A 14,511-nucleotide genomic window follows, 5' to 3' on the forward strand; every position below is an offset into this window, starting at 1 on the left:
TGTACTACGAGGATACGGGCGGTACGACGGTCGCCCGTCGTACCGCCCGGCATCGCCTCGGTCCGTACGCCGAAGTAATTGCTTACTTCGAGTACAGCTCGACGATGAGCTGCTCCTGCACCTGGGTGTCGATCACCTGGCGCTCGGGCAGGCTGTGCACGAGGATCCGCAGCTTGCCGGCGTTGGCTTCGAGCCACGCGGGCACGGTCTTGTCGCCGGCCTCGCCCTGGGCCACCGCGAACGGGGTCAGGTTGCGGGACGACTCGCGGACCTCGACGATGTCGCTCACGGACACACGGGCCGACGGGATGTCGGTCTTGCGGCCGTTGACGGTGATGTGTCCGTGACGGACGAGCTGCCGCGCGTGGTCGCGGGACTTGGCGAAGCCGGCCCGGTACACCACGTTGTCGAGGCGGGTCTCAAGGATGCGCAGAAGGTTCTCACCGGTCTTGCCGGACTTCTGGTTCGCTTCCTTGTAGTAGTTCACGAACTGCTTCTCGAGGACACCGTAGATGCGCGCGCACTTCTGCTTCTCACGAAGCTGGAGAAGGTACTCGCTGTCCTTGGTGCGCCCGCGTCCGTGCTCACCCGGGGGGTAAGGACGGATCTCGATCGGGCACTTCGCGCTCTCGCACTTGCTCCCCTTGAGGAAGAGCTTCTGCTTCTCCCGACGGCAACGCTTGCAGTCGGCCCCGGTGTAACGCGCCATTGTCTCGTGTCTCCTGTATCAGCTTGTCAGACGCGGCGGCGCTTGGGCGGGCGGCAGCCGTTGTGCGGGGTCGGGGTGACGTCCTGGATCGAACCGACCTCGAGGCCCGTGGCCTGGAGGGAGCGGATCGCGGTCTCGCGGCCGGAGCCGGGACCCTTCACGAAGACGTCGACCTTGCGCATGCCGTGCTCCTGCGCCCGGCGGGCGGCCGACTCGGCGGCCATCTGCGCGGCGAAGGGGGTGGACTTGCGCGAGCCCTTGAAGCCGACGTGGCCGGCGGAGGCCCAGGAGATCACGTTGCCCGCGGGGTCGGTGATCGAGACGATCGTGTTGTTGAACGTGCTCTTGATGTGGGCGTGCCCATGAGCGACGTTCTTCTTTTCCTTGCGGCGCACCTTCTTGGCTGCGCCCTGACGGCCCTTAGGAGGCATGTGTCAACTTCTCCCGGTGGAGGTGGTCGGTCCTACAGCGAAGACCGCTGATGAGCGTCCGCTGAGGACTACTTCTTGCCCGGCTTCTTCTTACCGGCGATGGCGCGACGCGGACCCTTGCGGGTACGGGCGTTGGTGTGAGTGCGCTGACCGTGGACCGGCAGGCCACGACGGTGGCGCAGACCCTGGTAGCAGCCGATTTCCACCTTGCGGCGGATGTCGGCCTGCACCTCGCGACGGAGGTCACCCTCGGTCTTGAAGTTGGCATCGACGTACTCGCGCAGCTTGACGAGGTCTTCCTCGGCCAGGTCGCGGACGCGGATGTCGGGGTTCACACCGGTCTCCTTCAGCACCTGCTGGGAGCGGGAGCGCCCGATGCCGAAGACGTAGGTGAGGGCGATCTCCACGCGCTTCTCACGCGGGAGGTCAACGCCTGAAAGGCGTGCCATTTTCTTGGCTCCTGATGGTTTCGGAGGTCTTCCGCAGTACCGGCTCCTGACCGCCGACCGCTCGTGTGCTGAGCGGTGGTACGACCAGGTCCCCGGCCTCCGCCGGAGGTGTCATCCCCTTGTGGCAGGAGATGGGCACTGCGTATGTACGTGTGTGCGTCGCGCGAAGTTCTGCGGATGCAGGTAGGTCGGCGTGCGTCAGCCCTGGCGCTGCTTGTGGCGCAGGTTGTCGCAGATGACCATGACCCGGCCGTGACGGCGGATCACCTTGCACTTGTCGCAGATCTTCTTGACGCTCGGCTTGACCTTCATGAGGTGAGGTTCTCCGGGTCTTGAGATCTACTCGTTGCTACTTGTATCGGTAGACGATCCGTCCGCGCGTCAGGTCGTACGGAGAGAGCTCCACAACGACCCGGTCATCCGGGAGGATGCGGATGTAGTGCATCCGCATCTTGCCGCTGATGTGCGCGAGGACCTTGTGACCGTTCTGCAGCTCCACCTTGAACATCGCGTTCGGCAGAGACTCGATCACGGTGCCCTCGATTTCGATGGCGCCTTGCTTTTTGGCCATGTCCTGCTTTCGGGATCGGCTACCTTGGTCGGCCCCAGACATGCCAAAAGACACGCGAGAGCCGACGTGTCAGTCTACGTCACGCCACCCGGAAAGACGAATCAGGGATGTATGCCCTGCCCCGAAGATCCTTAAGCAGGGGAACGTCAGACCGGTGGATCATCACGCCAGCGGGTCCGGGGCGGTCGTGATGCCGTACTCGGCCAGTTTGGCCTTGCCGCAGGCGAATCCTCTTCACGCCGCTCTCGCGGGCTCGGCGCCTGGGGCGCCTCACAAGCTTCGAGCGGCTGCGCCGGACTCCGTCCGCCGACGGCTCCCCGTCCGACGTCACGCCAGCGGGTCCGGAGCGGTCGTGATGCCGTACTCGGCCAGTTTGGCCTTGCCACAGTCCTCGGCGGTCAGGACGAGGGGGCCGTCCTCGGTGAGGGCGATGGAGTGCTCCCAGTGGGAGGACCAGGAGCCGTCGTCGGACTTGACCGTCCACTCGTCGGCGAGGACGTGGGTGCGGGGGGTGCCGAGGGTGACCATCGGCTCGATGGCGAGGCAGACACCGGGGATCAGCTTGATGCCGCGCCCGCGCTTCTTGGTGACGTAGTTCAGCAGGTGCGGGTCCATGTGCATCTGGGTGCCGATGCCGTGGCCCCCGTAGTCCTCGACGATGCCGTACTTGCCGGAGGCGGGCCGCGGCTGGCGGCGGATGTAGCCCTCGATCGCCTTGGAGATGTCCTCCAACCGGTTGCCCTTGCGGAAGGCGGCGATGCCCGCCCACATGGACTCCTCGGTGACCCGGCTCAGCTCGATCAGCTCCGGCGCGTGCCCGCTGCCCACGAAGCACGTGAAGGCCGCGTCGCCGTGCCAGCCGTCCACGATGGCGCCGGCGTCGATGGCGATCATGTCGCCGTCCTTGAGCACCGTCTCGCGGTCCGGGATGCCGTGCACCACCACGTCGTTGACCGACGTGCAGATGTTGCCGGGGAAGCCGCCGTACCCCAGGAAGTTCGGCTTGGCGCCGTGGTCGGCGATCACCTTCGCGGCGACCTCGTCCAGGTCCTTGGTGGTGGCGCCGGGCACCGCCGCGGCGCGCGTCGCCCGGTGGATCGCCGCCACGACCAACCCGGCCTCGCGCATCTTGGCGATCTGCTCGGGGGTCTTGATCTCCACCATGACGGCTGGCGCCTTCCTTGTGTACGTCAGTGCTCGGGCACCGCCCGTCCCCTCGGGGACGGCATGTGCCCACTCAACGATACGGCCGTGGCACCCGTCAGGGCACCACGGCCGATGCCGTGCTCTGCGGCGGCTACCGCCGCTCGCCCGCGCGCAGCGCGTCCATCGCGCGCTGCGTGACCTCGGCCACCGGGCCGAGCGCCGAGATCGTCACCACAAGGTCCTGCTGCTTGTAGTAGTCGATGATCGGCTCGGTCTCGCGGTGGTAGACCTCGATCCGGTTGCGGACCTTGTCCTCCGCGTCGTCGCTGCGCTGGTACAGCTCGCCGCCGCAGACGTCGCAGACGCCCTCGGTGGCGGGCTTGCTGTACTCGACATGGAAGACGTGCGCGCTGTTGTTGCGGCACACCCGGCGGCCGGCGATCCGCTTGACAACCTCGTCCTCGGGGACCTCCAGGTCGAGCACACCGTCGAGCGCGATCCCGTGCCCGGCCATGTACGCGTCCAGCGCGCGGGCCTGGAACTCGTTGCGCGGAAAGCCGTCGAGCAGGAAGCCCTCCGCCGCGTCCGCCTGCTCCAGGCGGTCCTCCGCCATGCCGATGGTGATCTCGTCAGGTACCAGGTCACCGGCGTCCATGAACGCCTTCGCCTGCTTGCCCAGGTCGGTCCCTTGACTGATGTTGGCGCGGAACAGGTCTCCCGTGGAGATGTGCGGGATCGACAGGTTCTTGGCGAGGAACGCGGCCTGCGTCCCCTTGCCCGCGCCGGGGGGACCGACCAGGACGATTCGCATCAGCGGAGGAACCCTTCGTAGTTACGCTGCTGGAGCTGGCTCTCGATCTGCTTCACCGTCTCCAGACCGACACCCACGATGATCAGGATGCTGGTGCCGCCCAGCGGGAAGCTGCCGTTGCTCCCGTTGAAGACCGCGATGGCGACCGTTGGCACGAGAGCGATGAGACCCAGATACAGCGATCCCGGCCACGTGATGCGATTCAGCACGTAACTCAGGTACTCCGCGGTGGGGCGGCCGGCCCGGATGCCGGGGATGAAGCCACCGTACTTCTTCATATTATCCGCCACTTCCTCGGGGTTAAACGAGATAGCGACGTAGAAGAAGGCGAAGAACACGATCAGCAGGAAGTAGGCGGCCATGTAGATCGGGTGGTCGCCCTTGGTCATGTTGCGGCTGATCCACTGCGCCCAGCCCGCGGTCGACCCGGAGAACTGCACGATCAGCGCCGGGATGTAGAGCAGCGACGACGCGAAGATGACCGGGATCACACCCGCCTGATTGACCTTCAGGGGGATGTACGTGGAGGTGCCGCCGTACGAGCGGCGGCCGATCATGCGCTTCGCGTACTGCACCGGAATTCGGCGCTGGGCCTGTTCGACGAAGACCACCAGGCCGACCATCGCGAGACCGACGGCGATCACCGCGAGGAACTCCACCCAGCCGCCGGCGATCTTGCCGGAGACCTTGATCGCCCACAGCGAGCCGGGGAATCCGGCGGCGATGGCCACGAACATCAGGATCGACATGCCGTTGCCGATGCCCTTGTCGGTGATCAGCTCACCGAGCCACATGATCATCACGGTGCCCGCGGTCATGGTGGTCACCATGGTCACGGTGGTGAAGATCGACTGGTTCGGCACGATGTCGAACTTGTTCTGGCAACTGGAGAACAGGCTGCCGGAGCGGGCGGTGGCGACGAGGCCGGTGCCCTGGAGGACCGCGAGCGCGACGGTCAGGTACCGGGTGTACTGCGTGATCTTGGTGGTGCCCGCCTGGCCCTCCTTCTTGAGGGCCTCCAGGCGTGGGATCACCACCGTGAGGAGCTGCAGGATGATGCTCGCCGTGATGTACGGCATGATCCCGAGCGCGAAGATCGTGAGCTGGAGAAGAGCGCCGCCGCTGAACATGTTCACCAGGCCGAAGAGGCTGTTGCTGCTCTTCGTGTCCTTAATGCACTGGTTGACCACCGAGTAGTCGATCCCCGGCACCGGAACATGCGCACCGAGGCGATAGATCACCACGATGCCCAACGTGAACAGCAGCTTCTTCCGCAGGTCGGGCGTCCTGAACGCCCGTGCGAACGCGGTGAGCACGGTGCCTCCTGCACCCCCCGCGCACGGCGGAAGGACGGTCTGATGAGGTACTGACTGATACGGGCAGATACGGCGCTGGCCATACGGCTGTACCACCCGCGAAAGCACACAGGCTCTGCGAACAGTAACAACCGACGTCACCCTACCCGCGAGGCGGGCTCCCTAGGAATGACCAATCGGCCAAGGAAATACAAGGAAACAACGACCGGGGATGCCCCTAGGTGCTGGGCATCCCCGGTCGTCGTGTGACATCTGACTCAGATGAGTTCGGTCACGGTACCGCCGGCGGCGGTGATCTTCTGCTGGGCGGACCCGGAAACCGCGTCCACGGTCACCTGGAGCGCCACGGTCACCTCGCCGGTGCCGAGCACCTTGACGAGCTGGTTCTTGCGTACCGCGCCCTTGGCGACCAGATCGGCCACCGTGACCTCGCCGCCCTCGGGGTAGAGGGTCGCGAGCTTGTCCAGGTTGACGACCTGGTACTCGGTGCGGAACGGGTTCTTGAAGCCCTTGAGCTTCGGGAGACGCATGTGGAGGGGCATCTGCCCGCCCTCGAAGCGCTCCGGAACCTGGTAGCGGGCCTTGGTGCCCTTGGTGCCACGACCGGCCGTCTTGCCCTTGGACGCCTCGCCACGACCCACACGGGTCTTGGCGGTCTTGGCGCCGGGGGCCGGACGGAGGTTGTGGATCTTGATCGGGCTTTCGTTACCCATGATCAGTCGACCTCCTCGACCGTGACGAGGTGGCGGACGGTCTGGACCATGCCGCGGATCTCCGGCCGGTCCTCCTTGACCACCACGTCGTTCAGCCGCTTCAGGCCGAGCGACCGCAGGGTGTCACGGTGGTTCTGCTTGCTGCCGATGTAGGACTTGGTCTGGGTGACCTTGAGGCGAGCCATTACGCACCCACCCCGGCACGCGCACGCAGCAGGGCGGCGGGCGCGACGTCCTCGATCGGCAGACCGCGGCGGGCGGCGATCTCCTCGGGGCGCTGAAGCCCCTGGAGCGCGGCCACCGTGGCGTGCACGATGTTGATCGCGTTGTCCGAGCCGAGGCTCTTGGACAGCACGTCGTGGATACCGGCGCACTCCAGAACGGCGCGCACCGGGCCACCGGCGATCACACCGGTACCGGGGGAAGCGGGCTTGAGCAGGACGACGCCCGCGGCCTTCTCGCCCTGGATCGGGTGCGGGATGGTGCCCTGGATACGGGGGACCTTGAAGAAGTGCTTCTTGGCCTCCTCCACACCCTTGGCGATGGCGGCCGGCACCTCCTTGGCCTTGCCGTAACCGACACCCACGGTGCCGTCACCGTCGCCCACCACGACCAGCGCGGTGAAGCTGAAGCGACGACCACCCTTCACAACCTTGGCGACGCGATTGATCGCGACGACACGCTCGACATAGGCGGTCTTCTCGGCCTGCTGGCCGCCGTCCCGCCGGTCCTTACGGTCCCGTCGCTCGCCGCCACCGGCACCGCTTCCGCGGCGCTGGGGTCCAGCCATTGGAATTACCTCTCTTCGTTTTCCGCTAGCTACGGAACCGGATCAGAACTTCAGTCCGGCTTCGCGGGCGGCGTCCGCCAGGGCGGCGATGCGCCCCGCGTACTGGTTGCCGCCACGGTCGAACACGACAGCCTCGACGCCCTTGGCCTTCGCACGCTCGGCCACGAGCTGGCCGACCTGCTTGGCCTTGGCGCTCTTGTCGCCTTCGCCGCCGCGGATGGACGCGTCGAGGGTCGACGCGGACGCGAGCGTGTGGCCCGCGAGATCGTCGATGACCTGCGCCACGATGCCACGGTTGGAACGGGTCACGACCAGACGCGGACGCGCCTCCGTGCCCGAGACCCGCTTGCGGACGCGGATGTGGCGACGCTTGAGTGCCGCACCCTTGTACGCCTTGCCCTTGGCGATCTTCACACCGTATGCCATGGCTACTTACCAGCCTTTCCGACCTTGCGGCGGATGACCTCGCCGGCGTACTTGACGCCCTTGGCCTTGTACGGGTCGGGCTTCCGCAGCTTGCGGATGTTGGCGGCCACCTCGCCGACCTTCTGCTTGTCGATGCCCTCGACGGAGAACTTCGTCGGGTTCTCGACCTTGAAGGAGATCCCCTCGGGGGCCTCGACGAGAATCGGGTGGCTGTAGCCCAGGGCGAACTCCAGGTTGGAGCCCTTCGCCTGGACGCGGTAGCCGACACCGCTGATTTCGAGCTGCTTGCTGTAGCCCGCGGTCACGCCGGTGATCATGTTCGCCACCAGCGTGCGGGACAGGCCGTGCAGGGCCTTCGAGACACGCTCGTCGTTGGGGCGGGTGACCAGCAGAGTGCCGTCCTCGCCCTTGGCGATCTCGATCGGCGCGGCAACGGTGTGCGAAAGGGAACCCTTGGGGCCCTTCACAGCGACCGTGCGGCCGTCGATGGTGACGTCCACTCCGGCGGGAACCGAGATGGGCAGCTTGCCGATGCGCGACATTGCTATACCTCGCTTTCCCGGTTACCAGACGTAGGCGAGGACTTCCCCACCCACGCCCTTCTTCTGCGCCTGCTGGCCGGTGAGCAGCCCGTGGGACGTGGAGATGATCGCCACGCCCAGGCCGCCGAGCACCTTCGGCAGGTTGGTGGACTTCGCGTAGACCCGCAGACCAGGCTTGCTGATCCGCTTGATCCCGGCGATGGAGCGCTGCCGCTCCGGACCGAACTTCAGCTCGAGGATGAGGTTCTTGCCGACCTCGGCGTCCTCGACCTTCCAGCCGGTGATGTAACCCTCCTGCTGGAGGATCTCCGCGATGTGCGACTTGATCTTGCTGAACGGCATCTCGACGTCGTCGTGGTACGCCGAGTTGGCGTTACGCAGACGGGTCAGCATGTCCGCGATGGGGTCGGTCATGGTCATGAGTTGGCCCTGGGCCTCTCTCGCCGGGGTTTCCTATCTGTGCCATCCCTCTCCCCGAGAGGTGCGCCGCGCGGTGGCGGACACGTCGGGACGGGTGCGGTACGGGGACCTACGGCGTAGTAAGTCGAATCGGGCGGCGGACGCCCAACCCTTCTACCTTACGGGAAAAAGGTTGGGCCCCCGACCGTCCAGATGCTTACCGAGAGTTCCTGGTGATCCGGATTGCCCGGACTACCAGGAGCTCTTGGTCACGCCCGGCAGCTCGCCACGGTGGGCCATCTCACGAAGGCACACGCGGCACAGGCCGAACTTGCGGTAGACGGAGTGCGGCCGGCCGCAGCGCTGGCAGCGGTTGTACGCGCGCACAGCGAACTTCGGCTTACGAGCGGCCTTGGCAATGAGAGCCTTCTTCGCCACGGCTCACGCCTCCTTGAACGGGAAGCCGAGGTGACGAAGGAGGGCGCGGCCCTCATCGTCGTTGGTCGCCGTGGTGACCACGGTGATGTCCATACCCCGGACGCGGTCGATCTTGTCCTGGTCGATCTCGTGGAACATGACCTGCTCCGTGAGACCGAAGGTGTAGTTGCCCCGGCCGTCGAACTGCTTCGGCGACAGACCGCGGAAGTCGCGGATACGCGGGAGCGCGAGCGACAGCAGGCGGTCCAGGAACTCCCACATGCGGTCACCGCGGAGGGTGACGTGGGCGCCGATCGGCTGACCCTCACGCAGCTTGAACTGCGCGATGGACTTCCGGGCCTTGGTGACCTGCGGCTTCTGGCCGGTGATCGTGGCGAGGTCGCGGATGGCGCCCTCGATCAGCTTGGAGTCGCGGGCGGCGTCGCCCACACCCATGTTGACCACGATCTTGGTGAGACCGGGAATCTGCATGACGTTCTCGTACGAGAACTCGTCGCGCAGCTTGCCCGCGATCTCCTCGCGGTAGCGCGTCTTGAGACGCGGCTGTGCGTGCGTCGTAGCGGTGTCAGTCATCAGATGTCCTCACCGGTCCGCTTGGCAACGCGGATCTTGTTGCCCTCGTCGTCGAACCGGTAGCCGACGCGGGTCACGACCTTGTTGCCGTCCTTCTCAACAACGAGCTGCACGTTGCTGACGTGGATGGGCGCCTCGGTGGTGATGATGCCGCCGGTCTTCGAACCGCGGTCGGTCTGGCCGGCCTTGGTGTGCTTCTTGACCCGGTTGACACCCTCGACGAGGACACGGTCGAGCGCGGGGTAGGCAACGATGACCTTGCCCTGCTTGCCCTTGTCCTTACCGGTGATGACCTGGACCAGGTCGCCCTTCTTGATCTTCATCGGTTACAGCACCTCCGGCGCGAGCGAGACGATCTTCATGAACTTCTTCTCGCGCAGCTCACGGCCCACCGGGCCGAAGATACGGGTGCCGCGGGGGTCGCCGTCGTTCTTGAGGATGACGGCGGCGTTCTCGTCGAACCGGATGTACGAGCCGTCGGCGCGACGGCGCTCCTTGACGGTCCGGACGATGACCGCCTTGACGACCTCGCCCTTCTTCACGTTGCCACCGGGGATCGCGTCCTTGACGGTGGCGACGATGACGTCACCGATTCCCGCGTAGCGGCGACCCGAGCCACCGAGAACACGGATGCAAAGGATCTCCTTGGCACCAGTGTTGTCGGCGACACGAAGTCGCGACTCCTGCTGGATCACGTCTATCTCCTGTTTGTCGCGTCGGTTCCCGGCGGGGCCCACTCACGGGGAGCGGGCCACCGCCGAGCCTGACGGAACGGTCCTGAGGGAGTGCCCTCAGGGATTACTTGGCCTTCTCGAGGATCTCGACGACGCGCCACCGCTTGGTCGCGGAGGTCGGCCGGGTCTCCATGAGGAGGACCCGGTCGCCGATGCCCGCGGCGTTCTGCTCGTCGTGCGCCTTGAGCTTGTTGGTGCGGCGGATGACCTTGCCGTACAGGGCGTGCTTCACACGGTCCTCGACGGCGACCACTACGGTCTTGTCCATCTTGTCGCTGACCACAAGGCCCTCGCGGGTCTTGCGGAAGCCGCGCTGCTCGTCGGTCGTCTCAGTCACATTCTTCTCGCTCATCAGGCGCTCTCCACCGTCTCCACAGTCTCGATGCCCAGCTCACGCTCGTGCATCAACGTGTAGATCCGGGCGATGTCCTTGCGGACCACCTTGAGCCGGCTGTTGTTCTCGAGCTGCCCGGTGGCCCCTTGGAAGCGGAGGTTGAACAGCTCCTCCTTCGCCTCGCGCAGCTTGTTGACGAGCTCCTCGTCACCAAGCTGGCGCAGCTCGGAAGCCTTGGTACCGGCCGCCATCACGACTCACCTGCCTCGCGCCGCACGATGCGGCACTTCATCGGAAGCTTGTGCGCGGCGCGGGTCAGCGCCTCACGAGCAACCTTCTCGTTCGGGAATGACAGCTCGAACATCACCCGACCGGGCTTGACGTTCGCGATCCACCACTCGGGAGAACCCTTACCGGAACCCATGCGGGTCTCGGCGGGCTTCTTGGTCAGCGGGCGGTCCGGGTAGATGTTGATCCAGACCTTGCCGCCGCGCTTGATGTGACGGGTGATGGAGATACGAGCGGACTCGATCTGCCGGTTGGTCACGTAGGCGGGCGTGACGGCCTGAAGGCCGTACTCGCCGAACGCCAGCTCCGTGCCGCCCTTGGCCATTCCGTCGCGCCCGGGGTGGTGCTGCTTGCGGTGCTTGACCCTACGGGGGATCAGCATGGTACTTAGCCTTCCGTTCCGGGGGTCTCCGCGGCTGCTGCCGGGGCCTCGACGGCAGGAACATCCGTCTTGGAGGCCGGGGAGCCGGACGCGCCGTCGGTCTGAGGACGACGGCCGCCACCGCCACCGCGGCCACCGCGCTCGCCACCGCGGCGCTGCGGACGCTCGTTGCCGCCACCACGCGCCGGGCGGTTGCCCGCACGGGCCGCGGCGTTGTCGGCGCGGACCTCGGCGATGTTCTTGACGTCGCCCTTGTAGATCCACACCTTGACACCGATACGGCCGAAGGTGGTCTTGGCCTCGAAGAAGCCGTAGTCCACGTTGGCGCGCAGGGTGTGCAGCGGGACACGGCCCTCGCGGTAGAACTCGGAGCGGGACATCTCGGCGCCGCCGAGGCGGCCACCGCACTGGATCTTGATGCCCTTGGCGCCGGCCTTCATGGTGCCCTGCATGCTCTTGCGCATGGCACGGCGGAAGGAGACGCGCGAGGAGAGCTGCTCGGCGACGGCCTGGGCCACCAACTGAGCGTCCATCTCCGGGTTCTTGACCTCGAGGATGTTGAGCTGGACCTGCTTGCCGGTCAGCTTCTCCAGGTCACCGCGGATGCGGTCGGCCTCCGCGCCGCGACGGCCGATGACGATGCCCGGCCGGGCGGTGTGGATGTCGACGCGGACGCGGTCACGGGTGCGCTCGATCTCCACCTTGGAGATACCGGCGCGCTCCATGCCCTGCGTCATCATCTTGCGGATGGCCACGTCTTCCTTGACGTAGTCCTTGTACAGCTTGTCGGCGTACCAGCGGGACTTGAAGTCCGTGGTGATGCCGAGGCGGAACCCGTACGGGTTTACCTTCTGGCCCATTACCGGGTCTCTCCCTTGCTGGCGACGACCACGGTGATGTGGCTGGTCCGCTTGCGGATGCGGTAGGCGCGGCCCTGGGCGCGCGGCCGGAACCGCTTGAGGGTCGGACCCTCGTCCACATACGCCTCGCTGATGAACAGCGACTCGGCGTCGGTGTGGTCGTAGTTGTGCGCGGCGTTGGCAATGGCGCTGTCCAGCACCTTGCCGACCGGCACGCTCGCGGCCTGCGGGGTGAAACGCAGGACCGCCTGAGCCTCCGTGGCGTCCATGCCACGGATGAGGTCCACCACGCGGCGGGCCTTCATGGGCGTGACGCGGATGTACCGCGCCTGGGCCCTGGCTTCCATGGTTGTCCCTTCAGTGTCTGTCTTCGTCGTCACGGTTCAGCCCGCTCAGCGACGCCGCGACTTGCGGTCGTCCTTCTCGTGCCCGCGGAAGGTGCGGGTCGGTGCGAACTCGCCGAGCTTGTGGCCGACCATCGACTCAGTGACGAACACCGGGACGTGCTTACGGCCGTCGTGCACCGCGATCGTGTGACCCAGCATCGCCGGGATGATCATCGAGCGGCGGGACCAGGTCTTGATGACGTTCTTGGTGCCTGCTTCGTTCTGTACGTCCACCTTCTTGATCAGGTGGTCGTCGACGAAGGGCCCCTTCTTGAGACTGCGCGGCATCTAAACCCGCTCCTAGCGCTTCTTGTTCGTCTTGCGGCGGCGGACGATGTACTTGCTCGATGCCTTCTTCGGCGAGCGAGTACGACCTTCCTTCTGACCCCACGGGGAGACCGGGTGGCGACCACCGGAGGTCTTGCCCTCACCACCACCGTGCGGGTGGTCCACCGGGTTCATGGCGACACCGCGGACGGTCGGGCGGACGCCCTTCCAGCGCATGCGGCCGGCCTTGCCCCAGTTGATGTTCGACTGCTCGGCGTTGCCGACCTCGCCGATCGTGGCGCGGCAGCGGACGTCGACCATGCGGACTTCACCGGACGGCATGCGAAGGGTGGCCATGGTGCCTTCCTTCGCCAGTAGCTGGACGGAAGCGCCCGCGGAGCGGGAGATCTTCGCGCCGCCACCGGGCCGCAGCTCGATCGCGTGGATCGTCGTACCCACCGGGATGTTGCGCAGCGGCAGGTTGTTGCCCGGCTTGATGTCGGCGTTGGGGCCGTTCTCGATCCGGTCACCCTGCTGGAGCTTCGCGGGGGCGAGGATGTAGCGCTTCTCGCCGTCCGCGTAGTGCAGCAGCGCGATGCGCGCGGTGCGGTTGGGGTCGTACTCGATGTGCGCGACCTTGGCGGGCACGCCGTCCTTGTCATGGCGACGGAAGTCGATGACACGGTAGGCGCGCTTGTGGCCACCGCCTTGGTGGCGGACGGTCACACGACCGGCGTTGTTACGGCCGCCCTTGCTGTGCAGCGGGCGGACCAGCGACTTCTCCGGCGTGGACCGCGTGATCTCGACAAAGTCGGCGACGCTGGAGCCACGACGGCCCGGAGTCGTCGGCTTGTACTTGCGGATACCCATTTCTCAGTCCTCGGATGAATTCAGGACTTCGACACGATCCGGCCTCCGTTAGGAGACCGGGCCGCCGAAGATGTCGATTCGGTCGCCCTCGGCAAGGGTCACGATGGCGCGCTTGGTGTTGGCGCGCTTGCCGAAACCGGTGCGGGTGCGCTTGCGCTTGCCCTGCCGGTTGATCGTGTTGACCCCGGTGACCTTGACCGAGAAGACCGCCTCGACGGCCTGCTTGATCTGGGTCTTGTTCGCGCGCGGGTCGACGACGAACGTGTACTTGTTCTCGTCCAGCAGCGCGTAGCTCTTCTCCGAGACCACCGGCTTGATCAAGAGGTCACGGGGGTCCGTGTACGTCTTGCTGGTGATCACGGGTCCGGTGGTGGTCGTGTCGTCGCTCATCAGGCTTCGCTCCCTTCGAGCTCATCCTCGGAGGCGACGGCCTTGCCGGAGGCCGACTCAGGACCGGATCCCGCCACGAAACGCTCGAAGGCGTCCTTGGTGAAGACCACGTCGTCGGAGACGAGCACGTCGTACGTGTTGAGCTGGCCTGCGTCCAGGATGTGCACCTGGGGCAGGTTGCGGGCGGAAAGCCACGCGGCCTCGTCGGCGCGCTCGATGACCAGGAGCACGTTCTTGCGCTCGCTGATCTTGCCGAGCAGGCTCTTGGCGGCCTTCGTCGACGGGGCGGAGCCCTCGACGACGCCGGAGACGACGTGGATGCGGTTGTGCCGCGCACGGTCGGTCAGGGCGCCGCGGAGGGCGGCCTTGACCATCTTCTTGGGGGTGCGCTGCGAGTAGTCACGCGGTACGGGACCGTGGACGACGCCACCGCCGGCGAACTGCGGGGCGCGGGTCGAGCCCTGACGGGCGCGGCCGGTGCCCTTCTGGCGGTACGGCTTGCGGCCACCACCGCGGACCTCGCCACGCGTCTTCACCTTGTGCGTGCCCTGGCGGGCGGCGGCGAGCTGCGCGACGACGACCTGGTGGATCAGCGGGATGCTGACCTTGGCGTCGAAGATCTCGGCCGGGAGTTCTACGGTCCCGGCGGTGTCGCCCGACGGCGACAGGACGTTGATGGTGCTCAT

Annotated in this window: 27 protein-coding genes; all 27 read right to left on the minus strand. The window is 66.3% G+C overall.

The features are described 5' to 3' along the window. Positions 1–82 precede the first annotated feature (82 nt). The 27 genes from rpsD to rplD all read right to left on the minus strand — a co-directional run bounded on the left by rpsD (position 83) and on the right by rplD (position 14,511). The gene (gene rpsD / locus ABZX65_RS17810) at positions 83–709 is read right to left on the minus strand and encodes a 30S ribosomal protein S4 (RefSeq protein ID WP_355340190.1); all 627 of its coding nucleotides are present in this window, start codon (positions 707–709) and stop codon (positions 83–85) included. Positions 710–735: 26 nt separating this feature from the next. Further along, positions 736–1,140 carry a 30S ribosomal protein S11 gene (gene rpsK, locus ABZX65_RS17815; RefSeq protein WP_006376016.1) on the minus strand — a complete coding sequence of 135 codons (405 nt, stop codon included), beginning with the start codon at positions 1,138–1,140 and terminating at the stop codon, positions 736–738. 68 nt (positions 1,141–1,208) lie between these two features. After that, positions 1,209–1,589 (minus strand): 30S ribosomal protein S13, encoded by a 381-nt coding sequence (gene rpsM, locus ABZX65_RS17820; RefSeq protein WP_188284659.1) that lies wholly within the window; start codon positions 1,587–1,589, stop codon positions 1,209–1,211. Between the two features lie 198 nt (positions 1,590–1,787). Beyond that, positions 1,788–1,901, minus strand: coding sequence for a 50S ribosomal protein L36 (rpmJ, locus tag ABZX65_RS17825; RefSeq protein WP_003956441.1), 114 nt, complete (start codon positions 1,899–1,901; stop codon positions 1,788–1,790). 37 nt (positions 1,902–1,938) lie between these two features. Next, positions 1,939–2,160 (minus strand): translation initiation factor IF-1, encoded by a 222-nt coding sequence (gene infA / locus ABZX65_RS17830; protein ID WP_003956442.1) that lies wholly within the window; start codon positions 2,158–2,160, stop codon positions 1,939–1,941. A 327-nt stretch (positions 2,161–2,487) separates the two neighbouring features. Next, complete coding sequence (gene map, locus ABZX65_RS17835; protein ID WP_355340194.1) at positions 2,488–3,324, minus strand: type I methionyl aminopeptidase; 837 nt, start codon at positions 3,322–3,324, stop codon at positions 2,488–2,490. Positions 3,325–3,457: 133 nt separating this feature from the next. Further along, on the minus strand, positions 3,458–4,117 hold the full coding sequence (locus tag ABZX65_RS17840) for an adenylate kinase (RefSeq protein ID WP_355340197.1): 660 nt from the start codon (positions 4,115–4,117) through the stop codon (positions 3,458–3,460). Beyond that, positions 4,117–5,433: a preprotein translocase subunit SecY gene (gene secY, locus ABZX65_RS17845; protein WP_093713225.1), complete on the minus strand. Its 1,317-nt coding sequence runs from the start codon at positions 5,431–5,433 to the stop codon at positions 4,117–4,119. The genes ABZX65_RS17840 and secY overlap by 1 nt, the downstream gene beginning before the upstream one ends. A 257-nt stretch (positions 5,434–5,690) precedes the next feature. Continuing rightward, a complete protein-coding gene (gene rplO, locus ABZX65_RS17850) occupies positions 5,691–6,146 on the minus strand; it encodes a 50S ribosomal protein L15 (RefSeq protein ID WP_355340200.1) in 456 nt (151 codons plus the stop codon). 2 nt (positions 6,147–6,148) lie between these two features. After that, entirely contained in the window at positions 6,149–6,331 is a 183-nt protein-coding gene (rpmD, locus tag ABZX65_RS17855) for a 50S ribosomal protein L30 (RefSeq protein ID WP_030890715.1), read from the minus strand. After that, entirely contained in the window at positions 6,331–6,936 is a 606-nt protein-coding gene (gene rpsE, locus ABZX65_RS17860) for a 30S ribosomal protein S5 (RefSeq protein WP_093713222.1), read from the minus strand. The genes rpmD and rpsE overlap by 1 nt, the downstream gene beginning before the upstream one ends. Before the next feature lie 42 nt (positions 6,937–6,978). Beyond that, positions 6,979–7,362, minus strand: coding sequence for a 50S ribosomal protein L18 (gene rplR / locus ABZX65_RS17865; protein ID WP_188284655.1), 384 nt, complete (start codon positions 7,360–7,362; stop codon positions 6,979–6,981). 2 nt (positions 7,363–7,364) lie between these two features. After that, positions 7,365–7,904 (minus strand): 50S ribosomal protein L6, encoded by a 540-nt coding sequence (gene rplF, locus ABZX65_RS17870; RefSeq protein ID WP_188284654.1) that lies wholly within the window; start codon positions 7,902–7,904, stop codon positions 7,365–7,367. Positions 7,905–7,925: 21 nt separating this feature from the next. After that, positions 7,926–8,324, minus strand: coding sequence for a 30S ribosomal protein S8 (rpsH, locus tag ABZX65_RS17875; protein ID WP_355340206.1), 399 nt, complete (start codon positions 8,322–8,324; stop codon positions 7,926–7,928). A gap of 231 nt (positions 8,325–8,555) precedes the next feature. Then, positions 8,556–8,741, minus strand: coding sequence for a type Z 30S ribosomal protein S14 (locus ABZX65_RS17880; protein ID WP_030890724.1), 186 nt, complete (start codon positions 8,739–8,741; stop codon positions 8,556–8,558). 3 nt (positions 8,742–8,744) lie between these two features. Then, positions 8,745–9,314, minus strand: coding sequence for a 50S ribosomal protein L5 (gene rplE / locus ABZX65_RS17885; protein ID WP_188284652.1), 570 nt, complete (start codon positions 9,312–9,314; stop codon positions 8,745–8,747). Beyond that, positions 9,314–9,637: a 50S ribosomal protein L24 gene (gene rplX, locus ABZX65_RS17890; protein WP_188284651.1), complete on the minus strand. Its 324-nt coding sequence runs from the start codon at positions 9,635–9,637 to the stop codon at positions 9,314–9,316. Before rplX ends, rplE begins: the two co-directional genes overlap by 1 nt. A gap of 3 nt (positions 9,638–9,640) precedes the next feature. Further along, entirely contained in the window at positions 9,641–10,009 is a 369-nt protein-coding gene (gene rplN / locus ABZX65_RS17895; RefSeq protein WP_031524788.1) for a 50S ribosomal protein L14, read from the minus strand. A gap of 103 nt (positions 10,010–10,112) precedes the next feature. Continuing rightward, positions 10,113–10,400, minus strand: a complete 288-nt coding sequence (gene rpsQ / locus ABZX65_RS17900) for a 30S ribosomal protein S17 (RefSeq protein WP_188284650.1) — start codon at positions 10,398–10,400, stop codon at positions 10,113–10,115. After that, on the minus strand, positions 10,400–10,633 hold the full coding sequence (gene rpmC, locus ABZX65_RS17905) for a 50S ribosomal protein L29 (RefSeq protein ID WP_093713214.1): 234 nt from the start codon (positions 10,631–10,633) through the stop codon (positions 10,400–10,402). The genes rpsQ and rpmC overlap by 1 nt, the downstream gene beginning before the upstream one ends. Then, on the minus strand, positions 10,633–11,052 hold the full coding sequence (gene rplP / locus ABZX65_RS17910) for a 50S ribosomal protein L16 (RefSeq protein ID WP_188284648.1): 420 nt from the start codon (positions 11,050–11,052) through the stop codon (positions 10,633–10,635). Before rplP ends, rpmC begins: the two co-directional genes overlap by 1 nt. A 5-nt stretch (positions 11,053–11,057) precedes the next feature. Then, complete coding sequence (gene rpsC, locus ABZX65_RS17915) at positions 11,058–11,912, minus strand: 30S ribosomal protein S3 (RefSeq protein WP_355340213.1); 855 nt, start codon at positions 11,910–11,912, stop codon at positions 11,058–11,060. Continuing rightward, a complete protein-coding gene (gene rplV / locus ABZX65_RS17920; RefSeq protein WP_188284646.1) occupies positions 11,912–12,259 on the minus strand; it encodes a 50S ribosomal protein L22 in 348 nt (115 codons plus the stop codon). The genes rpsC and rplV overlap by 1 nt, the downstream gene beginning before the upstream one ends. Before the next feature lie 45 nt (positions 12,260–12,304). Continuing rightward, entirely contained in the window at positions 12,305–12,586 is a 282-nt protein-coding gene (rpsS, locus tag ABZX65_RS17925; protein ID WP_033177798.1) for a 30S ribosomal protein S19, read from the minus strand. A 12-nt stretch (positions 12,587–12,598) separates the two neighbouring features. Then, positions 12,599–13,435, minus strand: a complete 837-nt coding sequence (gene rplB, locus ABZX65_RS17930) for a 50S ribosomal protein L2 (RefSeq protein ID WP_073492405.1) — start codon at positions 13,433–13,435, stop codon at positions 12,599–12,601. A gap of 48 nt (positions 13,436–13,483) precedes the next feature. Next, positions 13,484–13,825 (minus strand): 50S ribosomal protein L23, encoded by a 342-nt coding sequence (gene rplW / locus ABZX65_RS17935; RefSeq protein WP_188284643.1) that lies wholly within the window; start codon positions 13,823–13,825, stop codon positions 13,484–13,486. Then, positions 13,825–14,511, minus strand: coding sequence for a 50S ribosomal protein L4 (gene rplD / locus ABZX65_RS17940; RefSeq protein WP_355340218.1), 687 nt, complete (start codon positions 14,509–14,511; stop codon positions 13,825–13,827). Before rplD ends, rplW begins: the two co-directional genes overlap by 1 nt.

This window comes from Streptomyces sp. NPDC003300 (assembly GCF_040610915.1).
Taxonomy (GTDB): domain Bacteria; phylum Actinomycetota; class Actinomycetes; order Streptomycetales; family Streptomycetaceae; genus Actinacidiphila.